The 23,706-nt window shown below is 71.6% G+C and carries 23 protein-coding genes and 1 pseudogene; 13 read left to right on the forward strand and 11 right to left on the reverse strand.

Annotated elements, in window-relative coordinates:
• Positions 1-44: 44 nt before the first annotated feature.
• Positions 45-437: pseudogene (locus ABZW17_RS25210) on the reverse strand (DNA-formamidopyrimidine glycosylase family protein); the annotation flags it as partial.
• Here ABZW17_RS25210 and ABZW17_RS25215 point away from each other — a divergent pair.
• Positions 391-4,032: a tetratricopeptide repeat protein gene (locus ABZW17_RS25215; protein WP_354818842.1), complete on the forward strand. Its 3,642-nt coding sequence runs from the start codon at positions 391-393 to the stop codon at positions 4,030-4,032. The pseudogene ABZW17_RS25210 and the gene ABZW17_RS25215 sit on opposite strands and share 47 nt — an antisense overlap.
• Positions 4,033-4,071: 39 nt before the next feature.
• Here the strand turns inward: ABZW17_RS25215 and ABZW17_RS25220 are convergent, their stop codons facing one another.
• A complete protein-coding gene (locus ABZW17_RS25220; protein WP_354818845.1) occupies positions 4,072-4,698 on the reverse strand; it encodes a glyoxalase in 627 nt (208 codons plus the stop codon).
• A gap of 241 nt (positions 4,699-4,939) precedes the next feature.
• On the opposite strand from ABZW17_RS25220, the gene ABZW17_RS25225 reads away from it, so the two are divergent.
• Together ABZW17_RS25225 and infA are read left to right on the forward strand one after the other, a co-directional pair.
• Positions 4,940-5,632, forward strand: coding sequence for a GNAT family N-acetyltransferase (locus ABZW17_RS25225; protein ID WP_354818848.1), 693 nt, complete (start codon positions 4,940-4,942; stop codon positions 5,630-5,632).
• Positions 5,632-5,844 carry a translation initiation factor IF-1 gene (infA, locus tag ABZW17_RS25230; protein WP_354818851.1) on the forward strand — a complete coding sequence of 71 codons (213 nt, stop codon included), beginning with the start codon at positions 5,632-5,634 and terminating at the stop codon, positions 5,842-5,844. Before ABZW17_RS25225 ends, infA begins: the two co-directional genes overlap by 1 nt.
• Positions 5,845-5,893: 49 nt before the next feature.
• Here the strand turns inward: infA and ABZW17_RS25235 are convergent, their stop codons facing one another.
• A complete protein-coding gene (locus ABZW17_RS25235) occupies positions 5,894-6,355 on the reverse strand; it encodes a phage tail protein (RefSeq protein ID WP_354818854.1) in 462 nt (153 codons plus the stop codon).
• A gap of 154 nt (positions 6,356-6,509) precedes the next feature.
• Here ABZW17_RS25235 and ABZW17_RS25240 point away from each other — a divergent pair, with 154 nt between their 5' ends.
• Both ABZW17_RS25240 and ABZW17_RS25245 read left to right on the forward strand, forming a co-directional pair.
• Positions 6,510-7,052: a hypothetical protein gene (locus ABZW17_RS25240; RefSeq protein ID WP_354818857.1), complete on the forward strand. Its 543-nt coding sequence runs from the start codon at positions 6,510-6,512 to the stop codon at positions 7,050-7,052.
• On the forward strand, positions 7,036-8,043 hold the full coding sequence (locus tag ABZW17_RS25245; RefSeq protein WP_354818860.1) for a hypothetical protein: 1,008 nt from the start codon (positions 7,036-7,038) through the stop codon (positions 8,041-8,043). The genes ABZW17_RS25240 and ABZW17_RS25245 overlap by 17 nt, the downstream gene beginning before the upstream one ends.
• On the opposite strand, the gene ABZW17_RS25250 is transcribed toward ABZW17_RS25245, so the two are convergent.
• Positions 8,030-8,734, reverse strand: coding sequence for a hypothetical protein (locus ABZW17_RS25250; protein ID WP_354818863.1), 705 nt, complete (start codon positions 8,732-8,734; stop codon positions 8,030-8,032). The genes ABZW17_RS25245 and ABZW17_RS25250 overlap by 14 nt on opposite strands.
• 123 nt (positions 8,735-8,857) lie before the next feature.
• Between ABZW17_RS25250 and ABZW17_RS25255 the strand changes: the two genes are divergently transcribed.
• Together ABZW17_RS25255 and ABZW17_RS25260 are read left to right on the forward strand one after the other, a co-directional pair.
• Entirely contained in the window at positions 8,858-9,181 is a 324-nt protein-coding gene (locus ABZW17_RS25255; RefSeq protein ID WP_354818866.1) for a YciI family protein, read from the forward strand.
• A complete protein-coding gene (locus tag ABZW17_RS25260) occupies positions 9,178-10,401 on the forward strand; it encodes a DUF6596 domain-containing protein (RefSeq protein WP_354818869.1) in 1,224 nt (407 codons plus the stop codon). Before ABZW17_RS25255 ends, ABZW17_RS25260 begins: the two co-directional genes overlap by 4 nt.
• Here ABZW17_RS25260 and ABZW17_RS25265 read toward each other — a convergent pair.
• Complete coding sequence (locus tag ABZW17_RS25265) at positions 10,391-11,626, reverse strand: hypothetical protein (RefSeq protein ID WP_354818872.1); 1,236 nt, start codon at positions 11,624-11,626, stop codon at positions 10,391-10,393. The two genes, ABZW17_RS25260 and ABZW17_RS25265, sit on opposite strands and share 11 nt — an antisense overlap.
• Positions 11,627-11,792: 166 nt before the next feature.
• Positions 11,793-12,596, reverse strand: a complete 804-nt coding sequence (locus ABZW17_RS25270; protein ID WP_354819188.1) for a MarR family transcriptional regulator — start codon at positions 12,594-12,596, stop codon at positions 11,793-11,795.
• 150 nt (positions 12,597-12,746) lie between these two features.
• On the opposite strand from ABZW17_RS25270, the gene ABZW17_RS25275 reads away from it, so the two are divergent.
• Entirely contained in the window at positions 12,747-13,088 is a 342-nt protein-coding gene (locus ABZW17_RS25275) for a hypothetical protein (RefSeq protein WP_354818875.1), read from the forward strand.
• A 7-nt stretch (positions 13,089-13,095) separates the two neighbouring features.
• Here the strand turns inward: ABZW17_RS25275 and ABZW17_RS25280 are convergent, their stop codons facing one another.
• Positions 13,096-14,244, reverse strand: coding sequence for an epoxide hydrolase family protein (locus ABZW17_RS25280; protein WP_354818878.1), 1,149 nt, complete (start codon positions 14,242-14,244; stop codon positions 13,096-13,098).
• A gap of 77 nt (positions 14,245-14,321) precedes the next feature.
• On the opposite strand from ABZW17_RS25280, the gene ABZW17_RS25285 reads away from it, so the two are divergent.
• Entirely contained in the window at positions 14,322-14,897 is a 576-nt protein-coding gene (locus tag ABZW17_RS25285) for a CGNR zinc finger domain-containing protein (protein WP_354818881.1), read from the forward strand.
• A 19-nt stretch (positions 14,898-14,916) separates the two neighbouring features.
• Here ABZW17_RS25285 and ABZW17_RS25290 read toward each other — a convergent pair whose 3' ends face one another.
• Entirely contained in the window at positions 14,917-15,525 is a 609-nt protein-coding gene (locus tag ABZW17_RS25290) for a hypothetical protein (protein ID WP_354818883.1), read from the reverse strand.
• Positions 15,526-15,719: 194 nt separating this feature from the next.
• Here ABZW17_RS25290 and ABZW17_RS25295 point away from each other — a divergent pair, with 194 nt between their 5' ends.
• From ABZW17_RS25295 to ABZW17_RS25305, 3 genes are read left to right on the forward strand one after another with little or no spacing between them, the layout of a single operon-like run.
• The gene (locus ABZW17_RS25295) at positions 15,720-16,853 is read left to right on the forward strand and encodes a helix-turn-helix domain-containing protein (protein ID WP_354818886.1); all 1,134 of its coding nucleotides are present in this window, start codon (positions 15,720-15,722) and stop codon (positions 16,851-16,853) included.
• Between the two features lie 25 nt (positions 16,854-16,878).
• Entirely contained in the window at positions 16,879-17,448 is a 570-nt protein-coding gene (locus ABZW17_RS25300; protein WP_354818889.1) for a cysteine hydrolase, read from the forward strand.
• A 4-nt stretch (positions 17,449-17,452) separates the two neighbouring features.
• Positions 17,453-18,385: an FAD-dependent oxidoreductase gene (locus tag ABZW17_RS25305; RefSeq protein WP_354818892.1), complete on the forward strand. Its 933-nt coding sequence runs from the start codon at positions 17,453-17,455 to the stop codon at positions 18,383-18,385.
• A 12-nt stretch (positions 18,386-18,397) separates the two neighbouring features.
• Here ABZW17_RS25305 and ABZW17_RS25310 read toward each other — a convergent pair whose 3' ends face one another.
• Positions 18,398-18,907, reverse strand: coding sequence for a hypothetical protein (locus ABZW17_RS25310; RefSeq protein ID WP_354818895.1), 510 nt, complete (start codon positions 18,905-18,907; stop codon positions 18,398-18,400).
• A 35-nt stretch (positions 18,908-18,942) separates the two neighbouring features.
• On the opposite strand from ABZW17_RS25310, the gene ABZW17_RS25315 reads away from it, so the two are divergent.
• Positions 18,943-22,104 carry a tetratricopeptide repeat protein gene (locus ABZW17_RS25315; protein WP_354818898.1) on the forward strand — a complete coding sequence of 1,054 codons (3,162 nt, stop codon included), beginning with the start codon at positions 18,943-18,945 and terminating at the stop codon, positions 22,102-22,104.
• A gap of 66 nt (positions 22,105-22,170) precedes the next feature.
• Here ABZW17_RS25315 and ABZW17_RS25320 read toward each other — a convergent pair whose 3' ends face one another.
• Both ABZW17_RS25320 and ABZW17_RS25325 read right to left on the reverse strand, forming a co-directional pair.
• Positions 22,171-22,833: a dienelactone hydrolase family protein gene (locus ABZW17_RS25320; protein WP_354818901.1), complete on the reverse strand. Its 663-nt coding sequence runs from the start codon at positions 22,831-22,833 to the stop codon at positions 22,171-22,173.
• Positions 22,830-23,690: an arginase family protein gene (locus tag ABZW17_RS25325; RefSeq protein ID WP_354818903.1), complete on the reverse strand. Its 861-nt coding sequence runs from the start codon at positions 23,688-23,690 to the stop codon at positions 22,830-22,832. Before ABZW17_RS25325 ends, ABZW17_RS25320 begins: the two co-directional genes overlap by 4 nt.
• Between the last annotated feature and the right edge of the window lie 16 nt (positions 23,691-23,706).

Raw genomic sequence — 23,706 nt, forward strand, 5'->3', positions numbered from 1 at the left:
AGTTGTCCTTGATTTGTCGCATTTCTCCCGCCACCCGCTTCGCACCACAGCGTCTTGCCCCGCCGGTGCGCTTCGGTGAGCCGGCCGCCCCGCAACGCCGCGGCGATGTCCCCGGGCGCGTGCGGGCGGCAGACCCAGTCGTCGTGGTCGTCGACCGACCGGATCTCCCGGCCGAGGGCACCGGCGAGGACCTGGCGGGCGAGTTCGACTTCGGGCAGTTCGGGCACCCGGCCAGTCTGCCCGGCCGCCGGGCGGCCCGCGCGCCGGCGGCCCGGTATCGTGGCATTCCGGCGACGGCAGTTGTCCTTGATTTGTCGCATTTCTCCCGCCACCCGCTCCGATTCCCCGGATACCCTGCAGGAGGGGCCTGGTGAGGCGAGGGGACGGGCGGTGAGCGAGCGATCCGGCACGGAGCCGCGACCGCGGCGGGTGTTCATTTCCTACGCCCCGGAATCCGGTCCGGCCGCCGACGACCGGGCGGTCCGGGAGCTGTGGGTGTTCCTGCGTTCCTGCGGTGTCGACGCCCGGCTCGACATTTCCGCGGAACACCGGCGGCAGGACTGGTCCCTGTGGCTGGCCGAGCAGATCCGGGAAGCCGATCACATCCTGGTCGTCGCCTCGCCGCGGTACCGGGAAGGCGCCGAGGGTCGGGCCGCGCCGGACGAGGGCCGGAACGTGCAGTGGGAGGCCCGGCTGATCCGGGACGCGTTCTACCGCGACCCGCACGCGCTGGACCGGTTCGTGCCCGTCGTCCTGCCCGGGCAGAGCCTCGACGGCGTCCCGGACTTCCTCGCCGCGGCCAGCACGACGGTCTACCGCGTCGAGCGGTTTTCCCTGTCCGGGGCCGAATCCCTGCTCCGGCTGCTGACCGACCAGCCCGCCTACCCGGAACCGCCGGTGGGGAGCGCCCCGGTGCTGCCGCCGGTCGACCTGGGGTACGGAACGGCGAGCCGGCCGCCGCCGTTCCCCCTGGCGGTGCACCGGACCGTGCTCGTGGTCGACGTCGAAGGGTTCGGCGGCCACCACCGCGCGAACCACCACCAGGTCGCCGTCCGGGACACGATGTACGAGACGCTGCGCCGGGCGTTCCGGCAGGCCGGCATCTCCTGGGACACCTGCCACCACGAGGACCGCGGGGACGGCGTGTTCGTGCTGGCCCCGCCCGACACGCCGAAGTCGGTCTTCGCCGACGTGCTGCCCGGGGCTCTCGTCGAAGGCCTGAACGCGCACAACCGGCGGGCCGCTCCCGAGGAACACGTCCGGCTGCGGATGGCGCTGCACGCCGGGGAGGTCCGGTACGACAGCCACGGCGTGACGGCCGCGTCGGTGCTCCTGACGTTCCGGCTGGCCGATTCGGAACCGTTGAAAGCGGCACTGGCGAATTCGCCGGGCGTGCTCGCGGTGATGGTTTCGCCGTGGTTCTTCGACGAGGTGGTCCGGCACAGCCGGGACGGTTTGCCGGGCACCTATCGCCCGTTCCTCGTCCAATCCGGGGAAACGCCGACGATCGGCTGGGTGCGCCTGCCCGATCACCCCTACCCGGACAACCCGGTGTACCTGCAGCAGCACCTGATGGACGCGGCCGGTCGGTTCGCGCTGCCCGATTCCGCCCCGGGCACCCGGCCGGAAACCCCGCACCGCGGCCTGCGCTCGCTCCCGCGCGATGTGCCCGCCTACACCGGCCGGGCCGCGGAACTCGCCTGGCTGGCCGACGCGGTCGCCGCGGCCGCCGAAAGCGGTGACGCGGTCGCGATCCACGCCGTCGACGGGATGGCCGGGGTCGGGAAGACCGCGTTCGCCGTCCACGCCGGGCACCTGCTGGCCGACCGGTTCCCGGACGCGCAGCTGTTCGTCCGCCTGCACGGGCACACCTCCGGGCAGCAGCCCGCCGACCCGGCCGACGTCCTGGCGGCCCTGCTGACCACGATGGGGGTGCCGGCCCAGCAGGTGCCCGCCGATCCGGACGCGCGGGCGGCCCTGTGGCGCGACCGGCTGGCGGGGCGCCGGGTCCTGCTGATCCTCGACGACGCCGTCAGCTACGCCCAGGTCGAACCCCTGTTGCCGGCGAGTCCCGGTTCGCTCGTGATGATCACCAGCCGGCGCCGGCTCACCGCCTTGACCGGCGTGGTGTCCCTGCCGCTCGACATCCTGCCGCCGGACGAGGCGGCGTCGCTGTTCACCCGCCTGTCCGGCCGGCCCGGCAAGCCCGCCGAGGCCGAGCACGTGGACCGCGTGGTCCGGCTGTGCGGGATGCTGCCGCTGGCCGTCTCCCTGCTGGCCGGGCGGTTGCGCAGCCGTCCGCAGTGGAGCGTGGCCAAACTGGCCGGCGACCTGGGCTCGACGCACGACCGGCTCGGCGAACTGCGTGCGGAGGACATCGAGGTGGCCGCCGCCTTCGACCTGTCCTACCGCGAGCTCACCGCCGACCGGCAGCGGTTCTTCCGGCGGCTCGGCCTGCACCCCGGGCCGGAGCTGGACGCCCACGGCGCCGCCGCGCTGGCGGACGTCCCGGTGGCCGAGGCCGGCGCGCACCTCGAGGTCCTCTACAACGACCACCTCGTCGAGGAGCCGGCGTTCGACCGCTACCGGATGCACGACCTGATCCGCGAATTCGGCCGCAGGCTCAGCCAGGCCGACGCCGCGGCCGACCGCGAGCAGGCCATCGGCCGGCTCTTCGGCTACTACCGCGCCACCGCCGCGGTCGCCGCGCACCACATCGCCCAGGACGTCACCACGGACGGGCTGCGCGACTCCGGGGCCGACCTCCGCGTCCGCGCGCCGGCCGAACACCGGGTGCGGCTCAGCAGCCGGATGGAGGCCTGGGCCTGGATGCGCACCGAGGCGGTCAACCTGATCGCCTGCGCCGGGTACGCCATCGGCCACGCCTGGCACGACCAGGTGATCGGGCTGGCGGAGAGCCTGGCCAAGTTCCTGTACCTCGCCGGGCCGTGGGACCAGGCGGTGCGGCTGCACCGGGCCGCGGCCGAGTCCGCGGCCGGCCTCGGGGACGAGCTCGCCCGGGCCCACGCGCTCAACCGGCTGGGGAACATGGAGCACCGGATGGGCGCCTACCAGGCGGCCGTCGAGTCGCACTCGGCGGCGTTGGCGGGCTACACCGCGCTCGGCGACCGGGCCGGGCAGGGGTCGGCGTGGGGGCAGCTCAGCGTCGTGCGGCGCCTGGTCGACGACTACCCGGGCGCCGCCGCGGCCGCCACGAAAGCCCTGGAGATCGCCCGCGAACTGGGCGATCGCAGCAGCGAGGCGTTCGCCTTGAACGAGCTGGGTATCGTCCGCCTGGTCGACGGCAACTACCACGCGGCGGTGGCCGCGCACCGAGAAGCCCTGCACATCTACCAGGAACTCGGCAACGAGCTCGGCCAGGCCGACGCCTGGAACGAACTCGGCATCGCCCGGCGCACCATGGGCGACTTCGACGGCGCGATCGAGGCGAACACGCGGGCCGTGCAGGGCTACCGCCAGGCCGGCGACGGGTTCCACGAGTCCTTCGCGCTCAACAGCCTCGCGGTCGGGTGGCGGCTGGTCGGCAAGTACCGGAAGGCGATCGACGCCCACGAACAGGCCCTGGCCATTTCCCGCACCCTGGGCGACCGGCTCGGTGAAGCGGTCGGCCTCAACGAGCTGGGCGCCGCCCAGCACCGGATCGGTGACCTGGCCGCCGCCGAACAGAGCCAGGTCCAGGCCCTGGAAATCTACCGCGACCTGGGCAACCGCTTGGGCGAAGCCGAGGCCCTGAACCACATCGGCGGGCTGCTGGTGGCAACGGACCGAGTCGACGAAGCGGTGGCGCACTACGAAGGCGCGTTGGCGCTCGCCCGGGCCGTCAACAGCCCGCTGGAAGAAGCCCGGGCGCTGTACGGGCTGGGCCGCTGCGCGGCTCGGTCGGCCCAGCCGGACGTCGCGGCCCGCGACCTGCGGACCGCGTCGGAGATCTTCGAGCGCATCGGGGCGTCCGAAGCCGGTGACACCCGGGAGTACCTGGAACGGCTGCGGACCCCCGGGAACGGGGGATGACCGGCGCCGGGCGCGCCCGCGCCCGGCGGCCCCGGTCGATCAGGACAGGCTCGCGGCCGCGGTGGTTTCCCAGGCGAACCCGTCCGGGTCGGTGAACGGCTCGGCCGCGCCGCCGACCGCGATCCGGTGCGAACCGGTGCCCTCGGGCGCGACGCCGGCGTCCTTGGCCAGGGCCTTGCGCCGGTACAGCGCCAGCTTGACCGGGCTCGCCCCGGCTTCGAACTCGACGTACATCTTGCCGAAGCTCTTCCCGACGGTCAGGCCGCGCTCGACGTAGAACTTCTTGCTCGCGGTGATGTCGGCGACGCCCAGCAGCAGCACGACGGCGTCGATCTTCCGGGTCGCCGGGCCGGTGTTCTTCTTGGCCGAGGTGGCGAGCTTCCAGATCGCCCCGTCCGGCGCCCGGACGGTGCCGCCGTAGCCCCACATGGACTTCGTGGCGGGCTTGATCGTCGTGGCGCCCGCCTCGAGGGCGGTGGCGATGAGGGAGTCGACGTCGGCGGGCTGCGGCACGGTGAGGGAGAGGGTGAACCCGCGGAAGCCGGTGCTGGGGGCGTCCGAGGCGCGGAAGCGCAGCTGCGTGGTGAGGCCGAAGGCGTCGGCGTAGAAGCGCTCGGCGGCGGCGGGGTCGGTGACTTCGAGGGTGATGATTTCGCTGTTCGTCATGCCGGTAACGCTAGGTGCGGCGCGCTGACCGGCGCTTCTCGATTCCTGACCGGTCTCGGCGGCGGGAAAAGCAGTGGGCGGGACAGCTCGGTGGCTGATAGCTTGCCCCTGACCGTGACCCGGCCCGAGGAGGTGAGACCCGTGAACGTTGTACGCAGTGGGTGCTCCCCCTCGTCGTCACGGACGGGCGGCTGACGAAGTGTCGCCGGGAGCGCTGAGACAGGCTTCCGAAAGGCGACACATGAATCACCTGTACGAAAGACCCGGCGTGGCCGGCCGCGGCGAGACCTCCCGGCGCCCGGACGGCCGCCTCTTCCTCAGCATCGACACGTGGGACGACGCGGGTTTCGCGCTGCTCGCGGCGGACATGCTGCCGGCCCTGCCGCGGCCGCTGTACACAGTGGTCGACGAAACCGACGTGGACCTCCGGTCCCGCTGGGCCTCGGCCGGGTTCACCACGAGACGCCGTGAGTGGGAGTACGTGGTCCCCACGGACGTGGCTCCCGTTCCCGCGGACGTGACGCTCGGGCCGCCGTCCGATGCCCGGTCGCTGCGCGCGTTCGAAGACGTCATCCGCGCCGAAGTCTCGGCGACGGTGGGCTGGCACGAGATGCCGGCGGAGATCCTGCCCCGCCCGGACACCCCGGACGTCACGAAGTACGCGGTGGCGGAGTCGGGCGGCGAACTCCTGGGCCTGCTCCGGCTGGCCGCGGTGACGCGGCAGCCGCGCATCGGGCTGATCGCGGTCCGCGCGGACCGGCAGCGCCGCGGGATCGGCCGCGCGTTGCTGGTGCACGTGCTGAATGCGTTGCACCACAAGGGAATCCCGGCGGCTTCGGCCGAGGTGACCGAGACGAACCGGGCGGCGGTGGCGCTGTTCGAAGGCGTCGGCGCCCGCCGGGTGGGCAGCAACCTCGAGCTGGTGTTGCGCTGATGGCCGGGATCGAAATCGAGGGCACGGTGGTCGAGTGCCTGCGCGGGGCGACGTTCCGGGTCGAACTCGAGAACGGGCACAAGGTGCTCGCGCACATCAGCGGCAAGATCCGGAAGAACTTCATCAAGATCCTGCCGTTCGACCGGGTTCTGGTGGAGCTCAGCCCGTACGACCTGAACCGCGGGCGGATCCTGTTCCGCTACCGGACGTAGTGCGGTGGTCGCCGTCGCCGGGGCCCCCGGCGACGGCTTTCCGCGGCCGTCAGTACTCGCCCTTGACCACGAAGTACGAGCCGCGGATGGTGCCGGCCAGCTTGGACTTCTGGCGCGCGAACTTGAACGACGAGAGCTCCTCGGGCACCGCCATCCCGTCGGAGAGCTTGAACCCGACCGCCCGCTTGCCACCGTCGTCGACCGTGTACATCACGTTGATCGACAGGCCGCTTTCGTAGAACACGTAAGCCATCCGGATGTTCTCGACCTGGAACGCGGTCGCCTCCAGCGGGGGCGAGGCGATGACGATGCCGCGCTCCTCCTCGAGGATCCGGTGCACCCAGTCCACCGTGGACCGGGCGTCGGCCGCCGGCTCCACCGTGAACACGTGGTCGTACTTGTTCTTGAAGTAGCGGGCCTCGTTCGCCCGCAGGCCGGCCAGCGCGCCGGCGACCGGCGACGTCTCCAGGCCGGTCGTCGAGACGGTCCCGAAGTCGACGGCATAGGGCATGGCGCAGTCCTCCGCGTGGGTCAGGTCGATCGGGACCCAGCGTAGGCGCAGGTGGCGGCGGTGGACCACTCGGAGGCGGGGCGGGCGGGTGTAACAGCGCCTCCCGGTCGCTCGACTACGTACCGGAATTTGCTGTCCCCGGAAGGCGGTTCGAGTGGCGAAGAGTCTGGTCAGCATGGCCGGCGGGCACCTGGTGTTCGGTGAGGCCGTGTCGCGGATAGCCGAGTCGCTGAGCCCGCTCGGCGCGGCCGGCCGGCTCATCGCCGAGTCGTACGCCCTGGTCAGCGAGATGCGCCGGATCAACCTGGAGAAGACGCAGGCCGCCGACGCCAAGGAGGTCACGCTGGCGTTGCTCGAGGCGCGCCGCCAGGAGTCCTCGGCGTCGCTGCGGCAGCTGCGGGACGGCCTCGGCCAGGCCGACCTCAGCGCGCAGGACATCCGCCGCTGCATGGTCAACATGCAGGCGGAGACGGTCAAGCCGGGGCTGGCCCTGGCCGAACGCCGGGCCTACATCGAGCTGACCCAGCACTTCACCACGATGCTCGTCCAGCACCACACCGACCTCACAGGCGGGGTCGCGGTCATCGTCGACAAGGTGCTCAACGGGGCCGGTGCCACCGCGCTCGCGCCGGCCGCGCGCCCCGCGGGCCCGTCCAAGCCGGCGAAGCGGAAGACGTCGGGTGGGCGTGGCCGGTAACCGCACCGGCTGCGGCGGGTGCGCCGCCGTCGTCCTGGCCGTGTTCGGCGGCCTGCCGCTGACGATGGTGCTGGCGGCCCCGGCGATCGCGGCCCGCATCGCCACCAGCGGCGCCCCCGCGCTGGCGCCGTACCTGGCGGAATGGCGCTGGGCCATGATCGGCTCGCCGCTGCTCGCGCTGGTGCTGGTCCGGCTCGTCCTGGCCCGCACCGGCCGGCTTCGCGGCGGCGCGGTGCCGCCGGTGAAACGGTGGCTCGGGCTGCTGGGCCGGGCCGCGATCCTGCTCGCCGCGGTCAACGTCGTCGCCTTCACCCAGCTGACCCGGGCCGCGCGGACCGACCACGTCATCGCGGACGGGATGCCGATCTTCGGCCTCGGCGCGCTGGCCGGGCTCGTGGTGCTCGGCGCGATCGCGTGGTGGGACCGCCGTCCGGAACGCGTCACCGTCGAGCAGGTCCGTGACGCGGCGAAGGAGGCCGATCGCGCCCTGCGCCGCGTCCGTGCCGAGAACGAGCGGGTGCGCCGGCAGGCCGAGCAGGTGCAGGCGCGGCTGGCGAAACTGCGCGCCCGCGCGCCCGGCCCGCCCGCGAGCCGGGCCGACGTCGCGTTCCCGGCCCTGCGGACGTTCCACCGCGAGTCCTACCAGTGCGCCGACACCGCGCACCTCGCGTACCAGTCCGCCCAGACCTCGCTCCGCACGATGGCGTCCGTGGTGCGCCGCGCGCGGTTCACCTCCCCGAACCTCCTGCCGGGCGGCCGCCGGGCGCGGGCCGAGCTGCGCGCGGCCGCGGCGCAGCTGGCCCGGTCCCACGGGGAACTGCGGGTCCAGGTCGGCCAGGGGCTGACCGTGGTGCGGACGCTGAACGCGAACACCGCCGAGCTCAAGCACGAAATCCGCGACAGCTGCGGCGAGCCGGGCCGCCGGTGGTTCGCGGACCTGGAAGAACGGGTTGCCGAGCGTCGGCGGGCGGAGCGGGTCAGCCGCGGGTAGCGCCCGCCAGCACCCGGTGCAGGCGGGCGAACCGCAGCGGATCGACCGCGGCCGGGTCGTCCGACAGCTCGATCACCGCCCCGCCGGGCGTCCGCCGGACGCGCGCGTCCAGCTCCGCCGGGAGCGGCGGCAGCGCCTCGTAGCGCCCGGCGTCGAGGTAGGTCGACCAGCTCAGCCACTCCGGCCAGGCCCCCGGGGGCGGCGGGGTGGCGAACGCGAGCGGGTCGCGCAGCTCGGCCCAGATCTGCTCCAGCGACCACTCGTCCTCGACCCGGCCGAACACCGCGCCGAGCTCGTCCGCCAGGGCCACCCACAGGTCGGTGAGCAGCCGGTGCAGCGCGCGGAAGGGATCGGCCCGGGCGTCCGGGGTGCGCCGGCAGTAGCACGCGTCCAAATGCAGCGTCACGGTGTCCCAGGCGCCGAGCTTGGTGACCATCAGGACGCTCACGTCGGATCCCCGCCACAGGGTGGTGCTTCGCGCTCCAGTGGCCAGGCCCCGCACCAGCCCAGGCCGGTCCAGCACCACGTGTTCGCCCTCGTGCCCCGGCGACGTGTCGAAGCCGTTGCAGCCGCCGTCCGGCCGCTCCGGGGCCAGCCCGAGCGTGCCGGCCACGGCCAGCAGCCGTTCGACGGCCTCCGGGCGCACCGTGCCGCCGGGGAGTGTCACCGTCCATGACCAGTCCGAGCCCATGGGGTACAGCCTGGCACCACGACGCGGGAAGATCCTCCGAAATAATCTGGGCGGCGGTGTCGGATCCGGCCGGTGGCGTTCGTAGCACCGGTGAAGCCGTCCTCGAACCCTAGGGAGCGCCCGATGCAGTACCTGGTTTCCGTGATCGACGACAAGGAAGATCCCGGCCGCACGGACCGGCAGCCGGCCATCAGCGAGTTCAACGAACGCCTGATCGCCGAGGGCTACTGGGTGTTCGCCGGCGGCCTCGCGGACACCGACGCGGCCACGGTCGTCGACAACCGCGGCGAGCGGGCGGTGTTCAGCGACGGGCCGTTCGTGGAGTCGAAGGAGTACCTGGCCGGCGTCTGGGTGTGGGAGGCCCCCGATCTGGACGTGGTGCTCAAGCTCGCCGCGGAGGCGTCGCGGGTCTGTGACCGCAAGATCGAGGTCCGGCCGTTCCGGTGAGCGACGCCGCCGTCAGCCGGGCCCACCGCGACGAGTGGGCCCGGGTGGTGGCCGCGCTGACCAGGCGGTTCGGTGATCTCGACGTCGCCGAGGAGGCGGCGGCCGAGGCGTTCGCGGTCGCCGTCGAGCGCTGGCCGTCCGACGGCGTGCCGCCGAATCCCGGCGCCTGGCTGACCACCACCGCCACCCGCAAGGCCATCGACCGGATCCGGCGCGAGAGCAAGCGCGACGACAAGCACCAGGAGGCTCGGGTGGCGTACGACGACGACCCGCCGCAGCCGTCCGGCGCGATCGACGACGACCGGCTCCGGCTGATCTTCACCTGCTGCCACCCGGCGCTGGCGGTGGAGGCCCGCGTGGCGCTGACGCTGCGGATGCTCGGCGGCCTGACCATGCCCGAGATCGCCCGCGGGTTCCTCGTCGCCGAGAGCGCCATGGGCCAGCGGATCACGCGTGCGAAGGCGAAGATCAAGGCGGCCCGCATCCCGTACCGCGTGCCGTCCGCCGAGGACCTCCCGGCCCGCGTCGACGGCGTGCTCACCGTGTTGTTCCTGGTGTTCAACGAGGGCTACCTGGCGACCGGCCCCGGCACCGACCCGGTGCGCCGCGACCTGACCGCCGAGGCGATCCGGCTCACCCGCCTGATCCACGACCTCCTGCCGTCGGACGGCGAGGTGACCGGGCTGCTGGCGCTGATGCTGCTCACCGAGGCCCGCCGCCCCGCCCGCGTCTCGCCGGACGGCGAGCTGATCGCCCTCGACGAGCAGGACCGCGGCGCGTGGGACACGGCGCTGATCGCCGAGGGCCACCGGCTGGTGCGCGAGCGGCTGGCCACCGGGGTGGCGCCGGGGCGCTACCAGCTCCTCGCGGCGATCAACGCCGTGCACACCTCCGCCCGCGACATGCGCGACACGGACTGGTCGCAGATCCTCGCGCTCTACGACCGGCTCGTCCGCGTCGATCCGTCACCGATCGTCGCCCTCAACCGGGCCGTCGCGGTCGCCGAGCTCGACGGCCCGGAGGTGGCGCTGGCGGCGGTCGACCGGCTCGGGGCCGAGCTGGCCGGCTACCACGCGTTCCACGCCACCCGGGCGGATCTGCTGCGCCGCCTCCGGCGCAGCCGGGAAGCACGCGCGGCGTACGACCGGGCCATCGAGCTGGCGGGCAACACCGCCGAAACCGCCGCCCTGACCCGCCGCCGCGACCGGCTCAGGCCTTGACGACCCGCACCCAGGTCCGGAAGAACCGCCGGTCGCCGGCGGCCTGCGGCGGCACCCGCTTGTCGAGCGCGTCGTCACTGGCCTGCCGTTTGAGCGGGGCGCCGGCCAGGGGGACCGGTTTGGCGTGCGGCACGGAGACCTTCTGGTAGCCCGGCCAGTACTCGGCGAGCAGCCGGTCGATGACGTCGTTGCTCATCCCGGCGTCCAGCAGGCCGAGCCGGTTGACCTCGGTGTCCGGGGTTTCGGCGATCTCCATCAGGTTGAACCACATGTTCGCGTCGTCGGCGGGGATCAGCTTCAGGTAGCCGGCGAACGGCTTGGCCGTGTTCGTCATCGAGCGGAAGTAGCTGCCGAACCCCGTGCTCGCCTCGCGGAACGCCTGCCGGGCGGAACTGGCCTCCTGCACCACGTTCTGGCCGTAGGTCTTGGCGAGGAACGCGGCCAGCTGCCTGCCGGACACCGTCCGGCCGCCGAACTGCGGGCTCATGTGGTGGATGGCCTCGTCCACGAACGCCACGAACTGGTGGGGCTTGATCGCCGCGATGGCGATCCGGTCCGGTTTTCCGAGCTGTTCGCGAACCCACCGCAGGTCGTCCAGGAACTTCGTCGGCAACGACGATGCGATCTGCTTTTCGTGCTCCTGGACCACCTCCGGGTTGACGACGTACTCGGGGCCGGGAATGTCCACGTCGGTGTCGTAGTTGAGATTCACGAAGAGCGTTTCGCCGTAGGTGTCCTTGTGGAGCGTGTCCCGCCCGATGAACTGCCGCTGGCGGTAGTAGTGGATTTCGACGAGTACCTTCCACTCCTTCCCGACGAACCCGCTCCTGCGCAGGTATTCCAGCTGGCGGGCGGCCACCATGGTGAGCAGGCTGTAGCGCACGAGGTGCCGTTCGACGTCGACGGCCTGGACCAGCGGGAACCCGTTCCGGTTGGTGGCGAGGGCATGCGTGGGCCCCCCGCTCTTGTTCTCGGTGACCGACGGCAGGTTGATCAGCTTGAGGTGTTCGAACAACGCCCCCTCTTCGGCGACGTCCGGAATGGCGGGCAGTTCGAACGCGCCGACGAACAGAACGTGCTTGTCGAACTTCTTGTCTCTTTTGATCCCCTCCTCCAGCGCGGCGAGAATGGTTTTCTGCAGATCGAGATCCGGACAGTTCCCGACGAGCGGCGAAGCGAGCTCCCGGAGCAGTCTGGCCGATTCGCCGGTTTCCATGGTCGTCATGGAGTGATCACATCCCCTGTGTGAGCCGGTATCCGGTCGAGCTTATCGGTGTGCCCGGGCGGGGACGCTGGCCTCAACGGGTGGAATTTCCGGCTGAACGGAGCAGGGTGAAATATTTACCGAATGCCCGGAAAACCCGGCTTGTTGTTCTCCGGAGTTGTGCTCGCTACATCGGGAAGACCGCCCGGAAAGCGGCCGAGATCGGTTCGAGTTCGGTGACGAGCCGGTCGAGTTCGGTCGGGCTCAGCGCGGTGTAGGGCGCCTCCGCGAGCCGGTCGGTCATTGTCTCGACGCGCTCCTTCGCGGCTCGGCCCTCCGGGGTCAGCCAGCCGTCGGCGCCGATGAGGCCGCGTTCGCGCATGCCGTCGATGACCGCCTCCAGCTGTGTCGCCGGGAGGTGCCACACCCGGCCGAAGTCCTTCGCCGGCAGGTCGATCGACAGTGCGTGGAGCACGTGGGCCTCCGTTCCGCCGATGCCTTCGGCCACCAGGGCGACGATGTGGCCGTCGCCGCGGTGCTCGCGCAGGAGGGTGGCCGCGTGCCACAGGCGGGCCACCGGTTCCCGGGGGACCGGGACCGTCCGCAACGCGGCGTAGAGGGCACGTCCTTCCACGGAGGCGCTGGTCGCCGCCTTCAGCAGGAGGTCGGCGGTGCGGGTGATGCGGGGGTCGTCGGCGAGGTCGCCGAGGATCCGGCGCATCCCCGCGACGCAGCCCCGCTCGCGGGCGGCCAGCGCGGCCTCCGGCGTGGTCAGCTCCCAGACCTCCGGGATGTGCCGGGCCACCTCGCCGGGGGCGAAGTTGTAGAAGATCGCGTGGACGACGCCGGCCGGCACCTCGCGGCCGAGCGGCGCGGCCCGGCCGGCGAAGTAGGCGTCCCACGAATTGCGCAGGCCCAGCGCCATCAGGGCCTCGTCGGACTCGTCGGCGAAGTAGGGCACCAGGCCCAGCGGCTCGACCAGGTCGTACATCCGGCGGGCGACGGGCTGCGGCATCTCGGCTCCTGTGGTCCTCGGCGGCGCCCTCGTGGCGGCCGCTCACCCACTCCACGAACGGCTCACCCCGGATCCGACAACCCGCTTCCGCCTTTTTCGGAGGAGGATGGTTCCGGGAGGGTGGCGATGGACGACAGCGAAGCGGTGACGGAACTGATCACGGCCCGGCTCCTGGCGTTCGGCGGCCGGGGTTTCGCCGGGACCGTCGACGCGAGCACGCACGCCTACCGGCACCTGGCCGGGCTGGGCGCGCCCGCCGTTCCCCTGCTCGAGCGCGTGATCGAGGACGGGACACCGGCAGGCCGGGCGTACGCGGCGACGTTGCTGACCGAGCTGGACGAGCCGGCCGGACGCGCGGTGTGGGAACGGCTGGCCGGCGAGCCGGGCCTGATCAGCTATTACCAGGGTTGCGTGTGCGAGCAGCTGTCGCTGGGCGAATACGCCCGTCGCAGCCTTCGGCCGGGCTGAGCCCCGGTCAGCGGCTCGCGGCCAGCACCGCCGCCAAGCCGTCCTGCAGATCCTTGACGAAGAACGCGGGCACCTCCAGCGACGGGAAGTGGCCCCCGGTCTCCGGTTCCGTCCACCGGACGATCCGCCGGAACCGCTCCTGCGCCAAGGGGCGCGGGCACTTCTCGATGTCGCGCGGATAAACGCTGATCGCCGCCGGGACGTCGACCCGCAGCTCGGGGTCCAGCGAATCGTGGCTCTCGTGGTAGATGCGGGCCGCCGAGGCGCCGGTCCGGGTCAGCCAGTACAGGGTGACGTCGTCCAGGATCCGGTCGCGGGACACCGCCTCGAACGGGCTGTCCGCGGTGTCCGTCCACTCGGCGAACTTGTCGAGGATCCAGGCGAGGAGGCCGACCGGGGAGTCGACGAGCGAGTAGCCGATGGTCTGCGGCCGGGTCGCCTGCTGCTTCGCGTACGCCGCGCGATCGCGCCAGAAGTCGCGGGTTTCCTCCGCCCAGCGGCGTTCGGACGCGGTCAGCCCGTCCGTGGGCGAGCCGGGCGGTGCCTGCGCGGTCGTGGTGTGGATGCCGAGGACGTGCGCCGGGAACCGGCCGGCGAGGATCGTGGTGATCACGCCGCCCCAGTCGCCGCCGTGGGCCGCGAACCGGCGGTAGCCGAGCCGGCCCATGAGCTCGACCCAGGCGGCCGCGATCTTTTCGGTGCCCCAGCCGGTGGTGGCCGGCTTGTCGCTGTAGCCGAACCCGGGCAGCGACGGCGCCACGACGTGGAACGCCGGTGCGGTGCCGTTTTCCGGCTCCGCCAGTTCGTCCACGACGTCGACGAACTCGGCGATGCTGCCCGGCCAGCCGTGCGTCAGGAGCAGCGGAGTGGCGTCCGCGCGGGTGGACCGCCGGTGCAGGAAGTGGATCCCCAGGCCGTCGATGGTCGTGCGGAACTGGCCGATCCGGTCGAGCCGCGCTTCGAACGCCCGCCAGTCGTACTCATCGCGCCAGTAGGCCACGACCTCGGCGAGGTCGGCGAGCGGAACGCCCTGCGCCCAGCGGTGCGAGGTCGTCTCCCGTTCCGGAAGCCGCGCGGCGGCCAACCGGGCACGCAGGTCGTCGAGTTCGGCGTCGGGTGCGTGGGCTTCGAACGCCTGCACGTCGGTGGTGGGCATGGGACCTCCTTCGGTGAACCGGCTAAGACGGTTCTAACACGTCCGAGCGGCTGCGAGCAACCTGCTAAGGTGGTTCCATGCGCGCTGGGTTCCCCGACTTCCGGCTGGGCAGCGTGCTGGCGACCAGCTTCACGGGGACGTTGACGGAACGCCGGGGCGATTCGGTGGAGCGCATCCCGACCCCGCAGCGCCTGGTCGACTGGCTGGTGGTGAACGGCCTCGACGTGGAGTCGTGCACGCCCGCCCAGCTCGAACTGGCCCGGGAGCTGAGGGAAGCGATCCACGCCGCGGCAACCGCGGCCGCGACCCAGGAGGCCCTCCCGCCGTCGGCGGTGGAGGTGATCAACGACCGCAGCGTTCAAGGCCACGCGGCGGCCGTCCTGACGCCGTCGGGGGAGCGGCGCTGGCGGCTCGGTTCGCCGTCCTGTGTGGAAGACGCTTTGGGCGTGATCGCCGCCGACGCGATCGGCATTCTCGCGGGGGAACGGGACGGAAAGCTGGCATTGTGCGCGTCGCCGACTTGCCGGGCCGCGTTTTTCGACACCAGTCAGAGCCGGACCCGCCGGTGGTGTGACATGAACACGTGCGGGAACCGGCAGAAGAAGGCGCGGTTCAACGCCAACCAGCGCAAGAGTTCCGCCCGGCCAGCGTGATCACGGCCGGGCGGTGTCGTCACCGGTCCGGCGGCTGCATGATGCGAATCCAGGCGTGGGTGGTGGTCTCCTTGTTGGTGACCTTCGTCCGGCGATAGGCCGTGGAACTGCTCTTCTCGCTGTGCCGGACGACCTCTTCGAAGAACCAGGCGGAGCAGATGATCGCCAGTGGTGCGGTGTCCGTGGCGGCGAGCGCGCGCTTGACCGCCGCCGAGTCGAGCAGGCGGAAGGTGTGGATGATCGATGCCCCGGTGAACCCGTGCTCGTCGTAACTGACCTCCCCGGCGTGGATGGCGAGTCGAAGCCGCATCTTTTCTTCGCGGGGATGACTCGCGTTGTGCGCGCGTAGCTCTTCGGCGAGCTTCTCGGGAAATTCGTCGGCCAGCAGCGGTTTCGAAACTTCGGAAGGGGTCAGGACGAGAACGCCGTCGCCGAGGTTTTCGTGCCGGCACGAATCCCACGGTACTCCGGCGGTGTCGAATGCGTGCTCGACTGCGTTGTAGAGGCCGTTCCGGATGCGCACCCGGTTGGTGTTGTTGCGCTGGTGCCGGCCGAATCCCTCGACGTCGATCCCGACGATCGTGCAGTGCGCGGTGGGAGCCGCGTTGCGCTCGGCGATATCGGTCACGTCGATTGCTCCTTCCCATGGTGGCAGGACGGGAATGACGCTGAGGCCGCCTGCCGGCTCGGTTGCTCCAGCATGCGCCGATCGGTGACCTCGTGTGAGGTACGGGCGCTGCAGCAATGCCGCAGCGTTGCCGAACGAGGCGGGTTACGCTGAGGTGTCCGGCGTTCGACGAGGTGACGGACGGGAGAACGACCGTGGTCACGGTGTTGCGGTGGTCTGGCCGGGAAGCCCGGGTGTTGCGGGACGCCCTGCGCATGAGCGTGCGGGACTTCGCCGCCTACCTCGGCGTAAGCGACCGGACCGTCTCGAACTGGGAGGCCGGCGGGGTGGATTACCAGCCTCGTGGTGAGTCCCAGGCTGTTCTCGACACGGCACTCGACCGCGCTTCGGACGACGTGAAGGCCCGGTTCGCGGCCGTGCTCGGAACAACCACCGCCGTTCCTTCCGTTCCGGGCGGGATCGAGGTCGATTCTCACAAGTTTCTGCCGGTCTTCATCGGTGTCGAGGGGGCCCGCCGGTTGCGCGCCCACCTGACGTCGAGCGCGGACGACCAGTGGCTGGAGTCCTGTTCTGCCCGCGTGGACCACCCCGAAGCGCAAGATTCCGTCCTGCACGTCTTCGCGTGCGGAGTGGCTATTTTCCACCTGGTCCAGCCGCGCGAGCCCCCGTCGCTCACCGAACTCGCCGTCTGGCGGTACCGTTCGTATTCACTTGATCTGCTTTGGGCGCGCGACAAACTCTCGGATCTTCTGGGCCGGGAAAGCGTTCAGGTCGGTAAGCCCGAATACGTCCTTTCGCTGTACTGGCTCACCTCTGGTCCCTGGACCGGAGACGCCTATTCCACCGCTGTGCGGCTGCTGTCCACGCCCTCGATCCTGGTCGATCGTGGTGCCCCCGGTGGGCCGGCGCCTCTGGACGGCTCGGTCGAGGAGTCCCTTTACGCGACAGGTTTCGACCACCCGGACATCGTGTCCTTCGGCGTTCGGGGAGTCTCGACCGGCTATGCGAGCTGGTCCGGAGTCGCCTACGCGTCCCATTGCCGCGAGCGCAGCCTCACCATCGATGAACTGGTCAGGTGTGAACTGGCTGTTCAGGCCCTGTGGTGCTTCACCCGCCAGATCCAGCAGATGGTCGAGGACGGACAGGACCCCTCCACACCGGACGAGTACGGCTGGCGTTTTCTGCGAGCGGCCTATTCCCGGCTTTCCACGGCTCGCGCCCAGGAGACCGCGCAGCACGTCCTGATGCGGGAGGCCATCATGAAGACGAGCGGGCTTGCCGAACGGCTGCGAGCCGCGCAAGATGCTCTACGCGAGGGCGCCGGCTGAGGACACGGGGCAGGAGAGACACCGGATGAGCATCGACAGCGCCGCCCTGATCGTGGTGGACGCGCAAAACGGTTTCGTGAACCTGCACAGCCGGCACGTGGTGCCCGCGATCGAAGACCTGGTCACCCGGTGGTCCGCGCTGGGCCTCCCCGTGGTCTTCACCCGCTACTTCAACTATCCGGACAGCCCCTACGAGCGTTTCCTGGATTGGCGTGAGCTCCAAGGGCCGCCGGAAACCGATATTGTTCCCGAGCTGGCCGAAGCCGCGTTCCGTGCGCATGCGGTCGTCGACAAAATCGGCTACACGGTTCTCAACGCGGAGGCGCGCGAACTGATCGGCAGGGCCGGCTGGACCGATCTCGTGTTCTGCGGCATCGCCACCGAGAGCTGCGTTCTGAAATCCGCCGCGGACGCCTTCGAGCACGGCTACGCGCCGTGGATCGTCACCGACGCCTGCGCCAGCGATGCCGGCCCGGACGTCCACGATGCCGGGCTTCTCGTCGCCCGCCGCCTGATCGGCCTTGGTCAACTCGTCACCAGCGAACAGGTGATGGCCCGGATTTCCGCTCGATTCGGCGCCCCCGTGATGGAGTGACCTCGTGGCAGACGCACCGCCTCACGCCGGCTGTGACACCGATTTGATCGTCGTCGGCGGAGGCCCGGCCGGTTGCGCTGCGGCCCGAATGGGCGCCGACCTCGGTTTGCGTTCGATTCTCATCGAACCGGACAAACTGTGCCGCAACCTCTACCGCATCCCGGTGCTGAACAACGTCCTGGGCGGCCACGTCAGCGGCTCGGAGCTGGCCGACGTCATCACCGCCGAGCTGACGAGCACGGACCTGTGCCGCCTCGAACTCGGCTCACGGGTCACCGAGCTCCGCGTGGACGACCTTCGCGCGAGTGTCACGCTCGACTCCGGCGGCCGCCTCAGCGCTCCGTACGCCGTGGTCGCCACCGGAGTCGATCCCCTCCGTCCCCGTGCCGTCTCCTGGATCACCGCTCCGGATGACCTGGCGTTGCCGCCGATCTGGCGGGCCGGAAGGGAAGCGGCCGAGGGGCGGACGCTTCTCGTCGCGGGCGGCGACCGCCCGGCCGGTACGTTCCTGCGCGCGCACCCGACCACAAACACCCGCCTGCTCCTGGTCTTTGCGGAGCCGGACGCGCACAAGGTCGAAGAAATCCGCGATGATCCCCGTGTCACGCTCCTGCCGGCCGAACACCTGACCCTCCACGGGGACGAGTCGACGATCACCGCCGATGTAGTGACCCGGAACGGCGAGCGGCTGACGGTCACCGCAGACGCGGCCTACGTCAATCTCGGGAACGCGCCGGCGCCCCCACCGGGCGATCTCGTCCGCGGCGCGGACGGCTACTGCTCTCCCGCAGACCAACGACCCCGCGTCGCGGTGGCCGGCGACCTGCGCTCCCCGCGCTTCCAGCGGATCATGACCGCACTGGGCTCGGGCAGCGAGGCTGCCCTGCGTGCCTACTACCTGGCCGCGGGTGTTCCGTCAGACCGATTGACCGGGTGAGGGATCGACGGGTCACAGCGCGTCGTATTCGTCGCCGTTCTCGTTGAGAAGCACATAATTCGGCGACAACTCCGTCAAGCACCGGCCCAACGACGCCAGCACCTCCTCGACGTCCACCTCGCCGAGCCCCAGCTCCGCGGCAACCTCGAAACCGAGCTGCCCGATCTCCGGCTCCTCCTCCTGCAACTCGGCATACGACGCTTCGAAGGCCCCGCGCATGGCGTCGGGATCAGGTGCGCACGCCACCACGTCGTGCCACGTCGGCACCCTGATCACCAGCCGGATCGCCGCATCGACGTCGGTGGCGATGATCCCGGCCGTGCCCTCCGAACTCGCGTACAACACCGGGCCGCCGTCGCAGGTGAAGAACGTTCCGCCCGAAGCTTCTCCCGCTATCAGCTGCACCTTGCCGCCCGAGGCCAGGTGGACCTCCTCGACCGGGTCCAGGCGGGCGATGTCGAAGTCGAACACGGTCGCCAGGAGGGTCGTGGCCCGGGCGTGGCCGCGGATGCGATCGAGCATGGCGGAAACGATAGCCCGCCCGGGATACTCGGACGGTGGATGAGGTCGTGAACACCGTCGGCGGCTTCGTGTCGGGGTCCGTCGTCCAGGCCGGGACGATTGCCGGAGGCGTGCACCTCCACCCACCCCGGATCGATGCGAACCCGGCCGTCGGGCGCGTGCCGGCCGTGTCCGGGCTCTTCGTCGGGCGTTCCGCGGAACTGGACGCGCTGGACCGCCTGCTCCGCGAGGAAGGGCCGGTCGCCGTCGTGCACGGGCTGGGCGGAGTCGGGAAAAGCACGCTCGTGGCCCGGTACGCGCGCCGCCGCACCGATCGGTTCACCTGGTGGATCACCGCGGACACGCCCGCCGCGATCCGGGCCGGGCTGGCCGAACTCGCCGTGGCCGTGGCGCCGGAGGCCGCCGCCCTGCCCGTCGGCGAGCGCGTCGAAGTGGCGATCCGGTGGCTCGGCAGCACCCCTGACTGGCTGCTCGTCCTCGACAACCTGACCACGCCCGCCGACGCCGAGGCCGTGCTCGCGCGGGTCTCCTCCGGCACCGTCGTCATCACCGCGAGGCAGCGCACCGGCTGGCGGGGCACGGCCACCCTGGCGCTCGACGTGCTCCCGTCCGGTGACGCGGAGGAACTGCTGACGCGCGTCGTCGTCGCGGACTGGCCCGAGGCCGACGTCCCGCTCGCCACCCGGCTGTGCGAGGAGCTGGGCTGGCTGCCCCTGGCCCTGGAGCAGGCCGGCGCCTACCTCGCGCAGACGCGCATCACGCCGGCCGCCTACCTCGACCTGCTCGCCCGCTACCCCGCCCGGATGTTCGCCGCGACCGGCGAAGGCGGGGACGCGCAGCGCACGATGGCCCGGGTCTGGCACGTCACCTTCGACCGCCTCGCCGCCACCCCGGCGGCCGGGGCGGTGCTGCGCCAGCTGGCCTGGTACGCCCCGGCCGGCGTCCCGCGCCTGCTGTTCGACGACCCGGACACCCTCGACGCGCTGGGCAGGCTCCACGCCTTCAGCATGATCAAGCTGACTGCCGCCGACATAGCGGTGCACCGGCTCGTCCAGGCCGTCACGCGCACCCCGGACCCGGCCGACCCCCACCGCCGGCCCGAGCTGATCGCGGCCGCCCGCACGGCCGCCACCACCCGCCTCTTCGCCGGCCTGGCCGACCACGACTTCCGCGATCCCCGGTCCTGGAAGCGATACACGGCCGTCCTGCCGCACGCGCAGGCTCTTTTCGGGTTCACCGACCCGGAAACCGATTTCGGCGACACCTGCCGTCTCCTGACGAAGGCCGGCTCGTTCCTGCGCGACCAGGGTGACCTCGCCGGCGCGACCGACCTCTTCGAGCGCTGCGTGCACAGCGCCCGGCGGGTGTTCGGAGACCAGGACCGGTCGACGCTGGCCGCCCGCAGCAACGTGGCGGGCGCCTACAACGCCGCGGGCCAACTCGGCCGGGCCATCCCGATGTTCGAGGAGATCGTCGCCGAAGGCGAACGCCGGTGGGGACCCGACCACCCCGACATCCTGGCCGTGCGCAACAACCTCGCGGCCGCTTACCACGCGGCCGGCGACCTGGACCGCGCCATTCCCCTGAACGAGGCCGTTCTCGCCCAGTACGAGCGGGTGCTCGGACCCGGCCACGCGGTGACGTTCCTGTGCCGCAGCAGCCTCGCCGGCTGCTACGAGTCCGCAGGCGACCTCACCCGCGCCATCGCGCTCCACGAATCCACGCTCACCGAGCGCAGCCGGACCCTCGGGCCCGATCACCGCGATACTCTGAAGTCCCGGGTGAGACTCGCGTCGGCCTACGCGACGATCGGCGATGCCGCCCGCGCGGCCGAGCTGCAACAGGCGACGGCCGAAGCCCTGGAACGGGTCGTGGGCCGGGACCACCCCGAAACCCTGGCGGCTCGCGGCGGTCTCGCCGACCTCCACCGCTCGCAGGGCGAACTCGCGAAGGCCATCGCCGGGTACACCGCGATCCTCGAAACCCGCGCCCGGGTGTCGGGGCCGCTCCACCCCGACACGCTCGCCTGCCGGCGGCAGCTCGCCGAGGCCACCATGTCGGCGGGCCGGGTGGCGGACGCCATCGCCGAACACCGGAAGATCGTCGCGGACTGCGAACAGGCCCTGGGCCGCAAGCACCCGACGACGTTGGTCTGCCGGGCGTTCCTGGCCTCCGCCCATTCCCGCACCGGCGACTTCGCCCTGGCCGCCAGGCTGTACCGGGACCTGTTGCCCGACTGCGAAACCGTGCTCGGCCCGGACAACCCGAGCACGTTGGCGTGCCGGGTGAACCTCGCCCGGGCGTTGGAGGGGGCGGGCGATTCTCCGGGGGCGATCACCCTCTACGAAAGCGCCGCGGAAACCTACGAACGGGTGATGGGGCACAGTCATCCGGACACCCTCGGTGCCCGGAACCGCCTCGCCGGTGCGTGGGTCATCGCCGGTGATGCGGCGAAGGCGATCGCCATCCTGACGGAAGTCCACGCCGAAGGGGTCCGGGTGCTGGGTGAAGACCATCCGGACACGATCGGGTACCTCAGCAACCTCGCCGGCGCCCACGAGCGGGCCGGCGACGTCGCCACGGCACTCCCGCAACACCAGGCTGCGCTCGCCGCCGCCGAACGAGTTTTCGAGCCGGACAGCCCGGATGTCTTCACCCTGCGCAACAACGTCGCGAACGCCCACGAGTCGGCCGGGGACGTGGCCACCGCGATCCCGCTGCACGAGCGCCTCCTGGCCGACCGGACCGGAGTGCTGGGGCCCGACCACCCGGACACCCTCAGCACCCGGAACAACCTGGCCCATGCCTACCTCACCATCGGACGCCACGACGAGGCCAGGGCGATGCTCGAGGCGGTGGCCGCCGATCGGGAACGGATCCACGGCGCCGATCACCCGGAAACCCTCGTCTGCCGGGACAACCTGGCCAAAGCCTGCTTCAAGACCGGCGACACGGAGAAAGCGCTACAGCTCTGGACGGACGTCGTCGCGCGTCGCACGCGCATCCTGGGCGACGGGCACCCCGACCTGCTCGCATCTCTCGTCGGGCTCGGCATGGCCCACGTTGCCGATGGTGAACGCCAACGCGGGCTTTCCCTCCTGCAGCGCGCCCACGCGGGCTTCACGAAGGCCGGGAACCCCGGCCACCCGCAGATCGCGGCGCTCCGGGCCCGCATCGAGCAGATCCGCAATTCGTGAACGGTGACCGACGCGGCCTGGCTGCCGGAACGGGAGGGAGTTCCCCACACGGCGTGGGTGCCCGGGTCACGCCGGCAACGTCCGCCGCAGGAACTGCGTGGTCAGCTCCCACGCGCGGGCCGCCGCCGCGGGGTGGTGGAACATCGGTGCCACGTGGTTGTGGAACGCGTGCCCGGCCTCCTCCTGCACGTGGATCTCGGCGCCCGGGTGCGCCGCCACCGCGGCCGCCACCACGGCCACGTCCGCTCGCGGGATGTACGGGTCCTGCCCGCCGAAGTGGAACTGGATCGGGCACGAAACCCGCGCGAGGTCGGCGATCTGCCCCGCCACGGCCGAGCCGTAGAACGACACCGCCACGTCGGGATCGCCCTCGGCGGCCGCCGCGAAGGCCAGGGAGCCGCCCAGGCAGAAGCCCAGCACCCCCACCCCGCCCGGAACCTCGGGCAGCGCACGCAGGTGAGCCATCGTGTCGAGCACGTCCGACAACCCCAGCGCCGGGTCGAACGAAGCCGCCACCTCCATCGACGCGGCCACGCCGGCTTCGTCGTGCGTCGACGACCAGCCCGGTGCCGTGCGCCGGAACAGTTCCGGCACGGCCACCACGTACCCCGCGGCCGCCAGGTCGGCCGCGACCGAACGCAGGTAGTCGTCCAGGCCGAAGATCTCCTGGATCAGCACCAGCCCCGGGCCGCGGCCGGACGGCGGGTGCCACATCGGGAGGCCGGTCATCGCAACGCCCTTTCCAGGATGTCCGCGACCAGGGCGGCCTGCCGGCCGTCCGGGTCGAGGTCGGGGTCGAACACGGTCAGCTCGAAGCCCGCGGCGCCCGGCCGGGACAGCAGGTCCCGCAGCACCGACACCAGCGTGTCGGGGTCGAGGCCGCCCGGATCGGGACTGTCCACTGCGGACACGTACACCGGGTCCAGCACGTCGATGTCGACGTGGACCCAGAAGCCGTCCAGATTCTCGAACGGCGGCGAAAGCGTGACACCGGAGGCCATGATGGCTTCGGACGTGACGTGGGCGATCCCCGCGGCGCGCAGCTGCGCCGACTCGGCCGACCGCACCCCGAGCACCAGGACGTCCTCGTCGCGGACGTACGGGCGCAGGCCGTCGATGTCGGCCAGGTCGGCGGCGCCCCGCCCGGTCATGATCGCCAGGTCTTCCCCCGCCGCCGCGCCGACGTGCTCCGCGACGCCGAGGTGGCGGAAGTCGTCGTGACCGTCCAGGTACGCGATGCCGTACCGGCCCGCGCGCCGCAGCGCGAGCATCGCGCCCAGAGAGATCGAGCAGTCGCCGCCGAGGACCACGGGAAAGCCGCCCGACGACCGGACCGACGTCACCCGCTCCGCCAGCGCGCGCGTGTAGGCGGCCAGCGCCGCCGAGTTGCGGACGCCGTCACCCGGCTGCCACGTGCCGACGTACCGGCCCGGCGTCACGACCCCGCCGTCGGCCGCGCCCAGGCGGTTCAGGATGCCGAGGTCGCGCAGCACACCGGGCGTCTTGTAGCAGCCCGGTACCGCGCCTTCGGCCGGCGGCCGCAGGCCCAGGTTGGACGGTGCGTCGATCAGGACCGGATGCCTCACCCGATCACCGTACTGG

It is taken from the genome of Amycolatopsis sp. NPDC004625, from assembly GCF_040609695.1.
In the GTDB taxonomy this organism is placed as follows: domain Bacteria; phylum Actinomycetota; class Actinomycetes; order Mycobacteriales; family Pseudonocardiaceae; genus Amycolatopsis.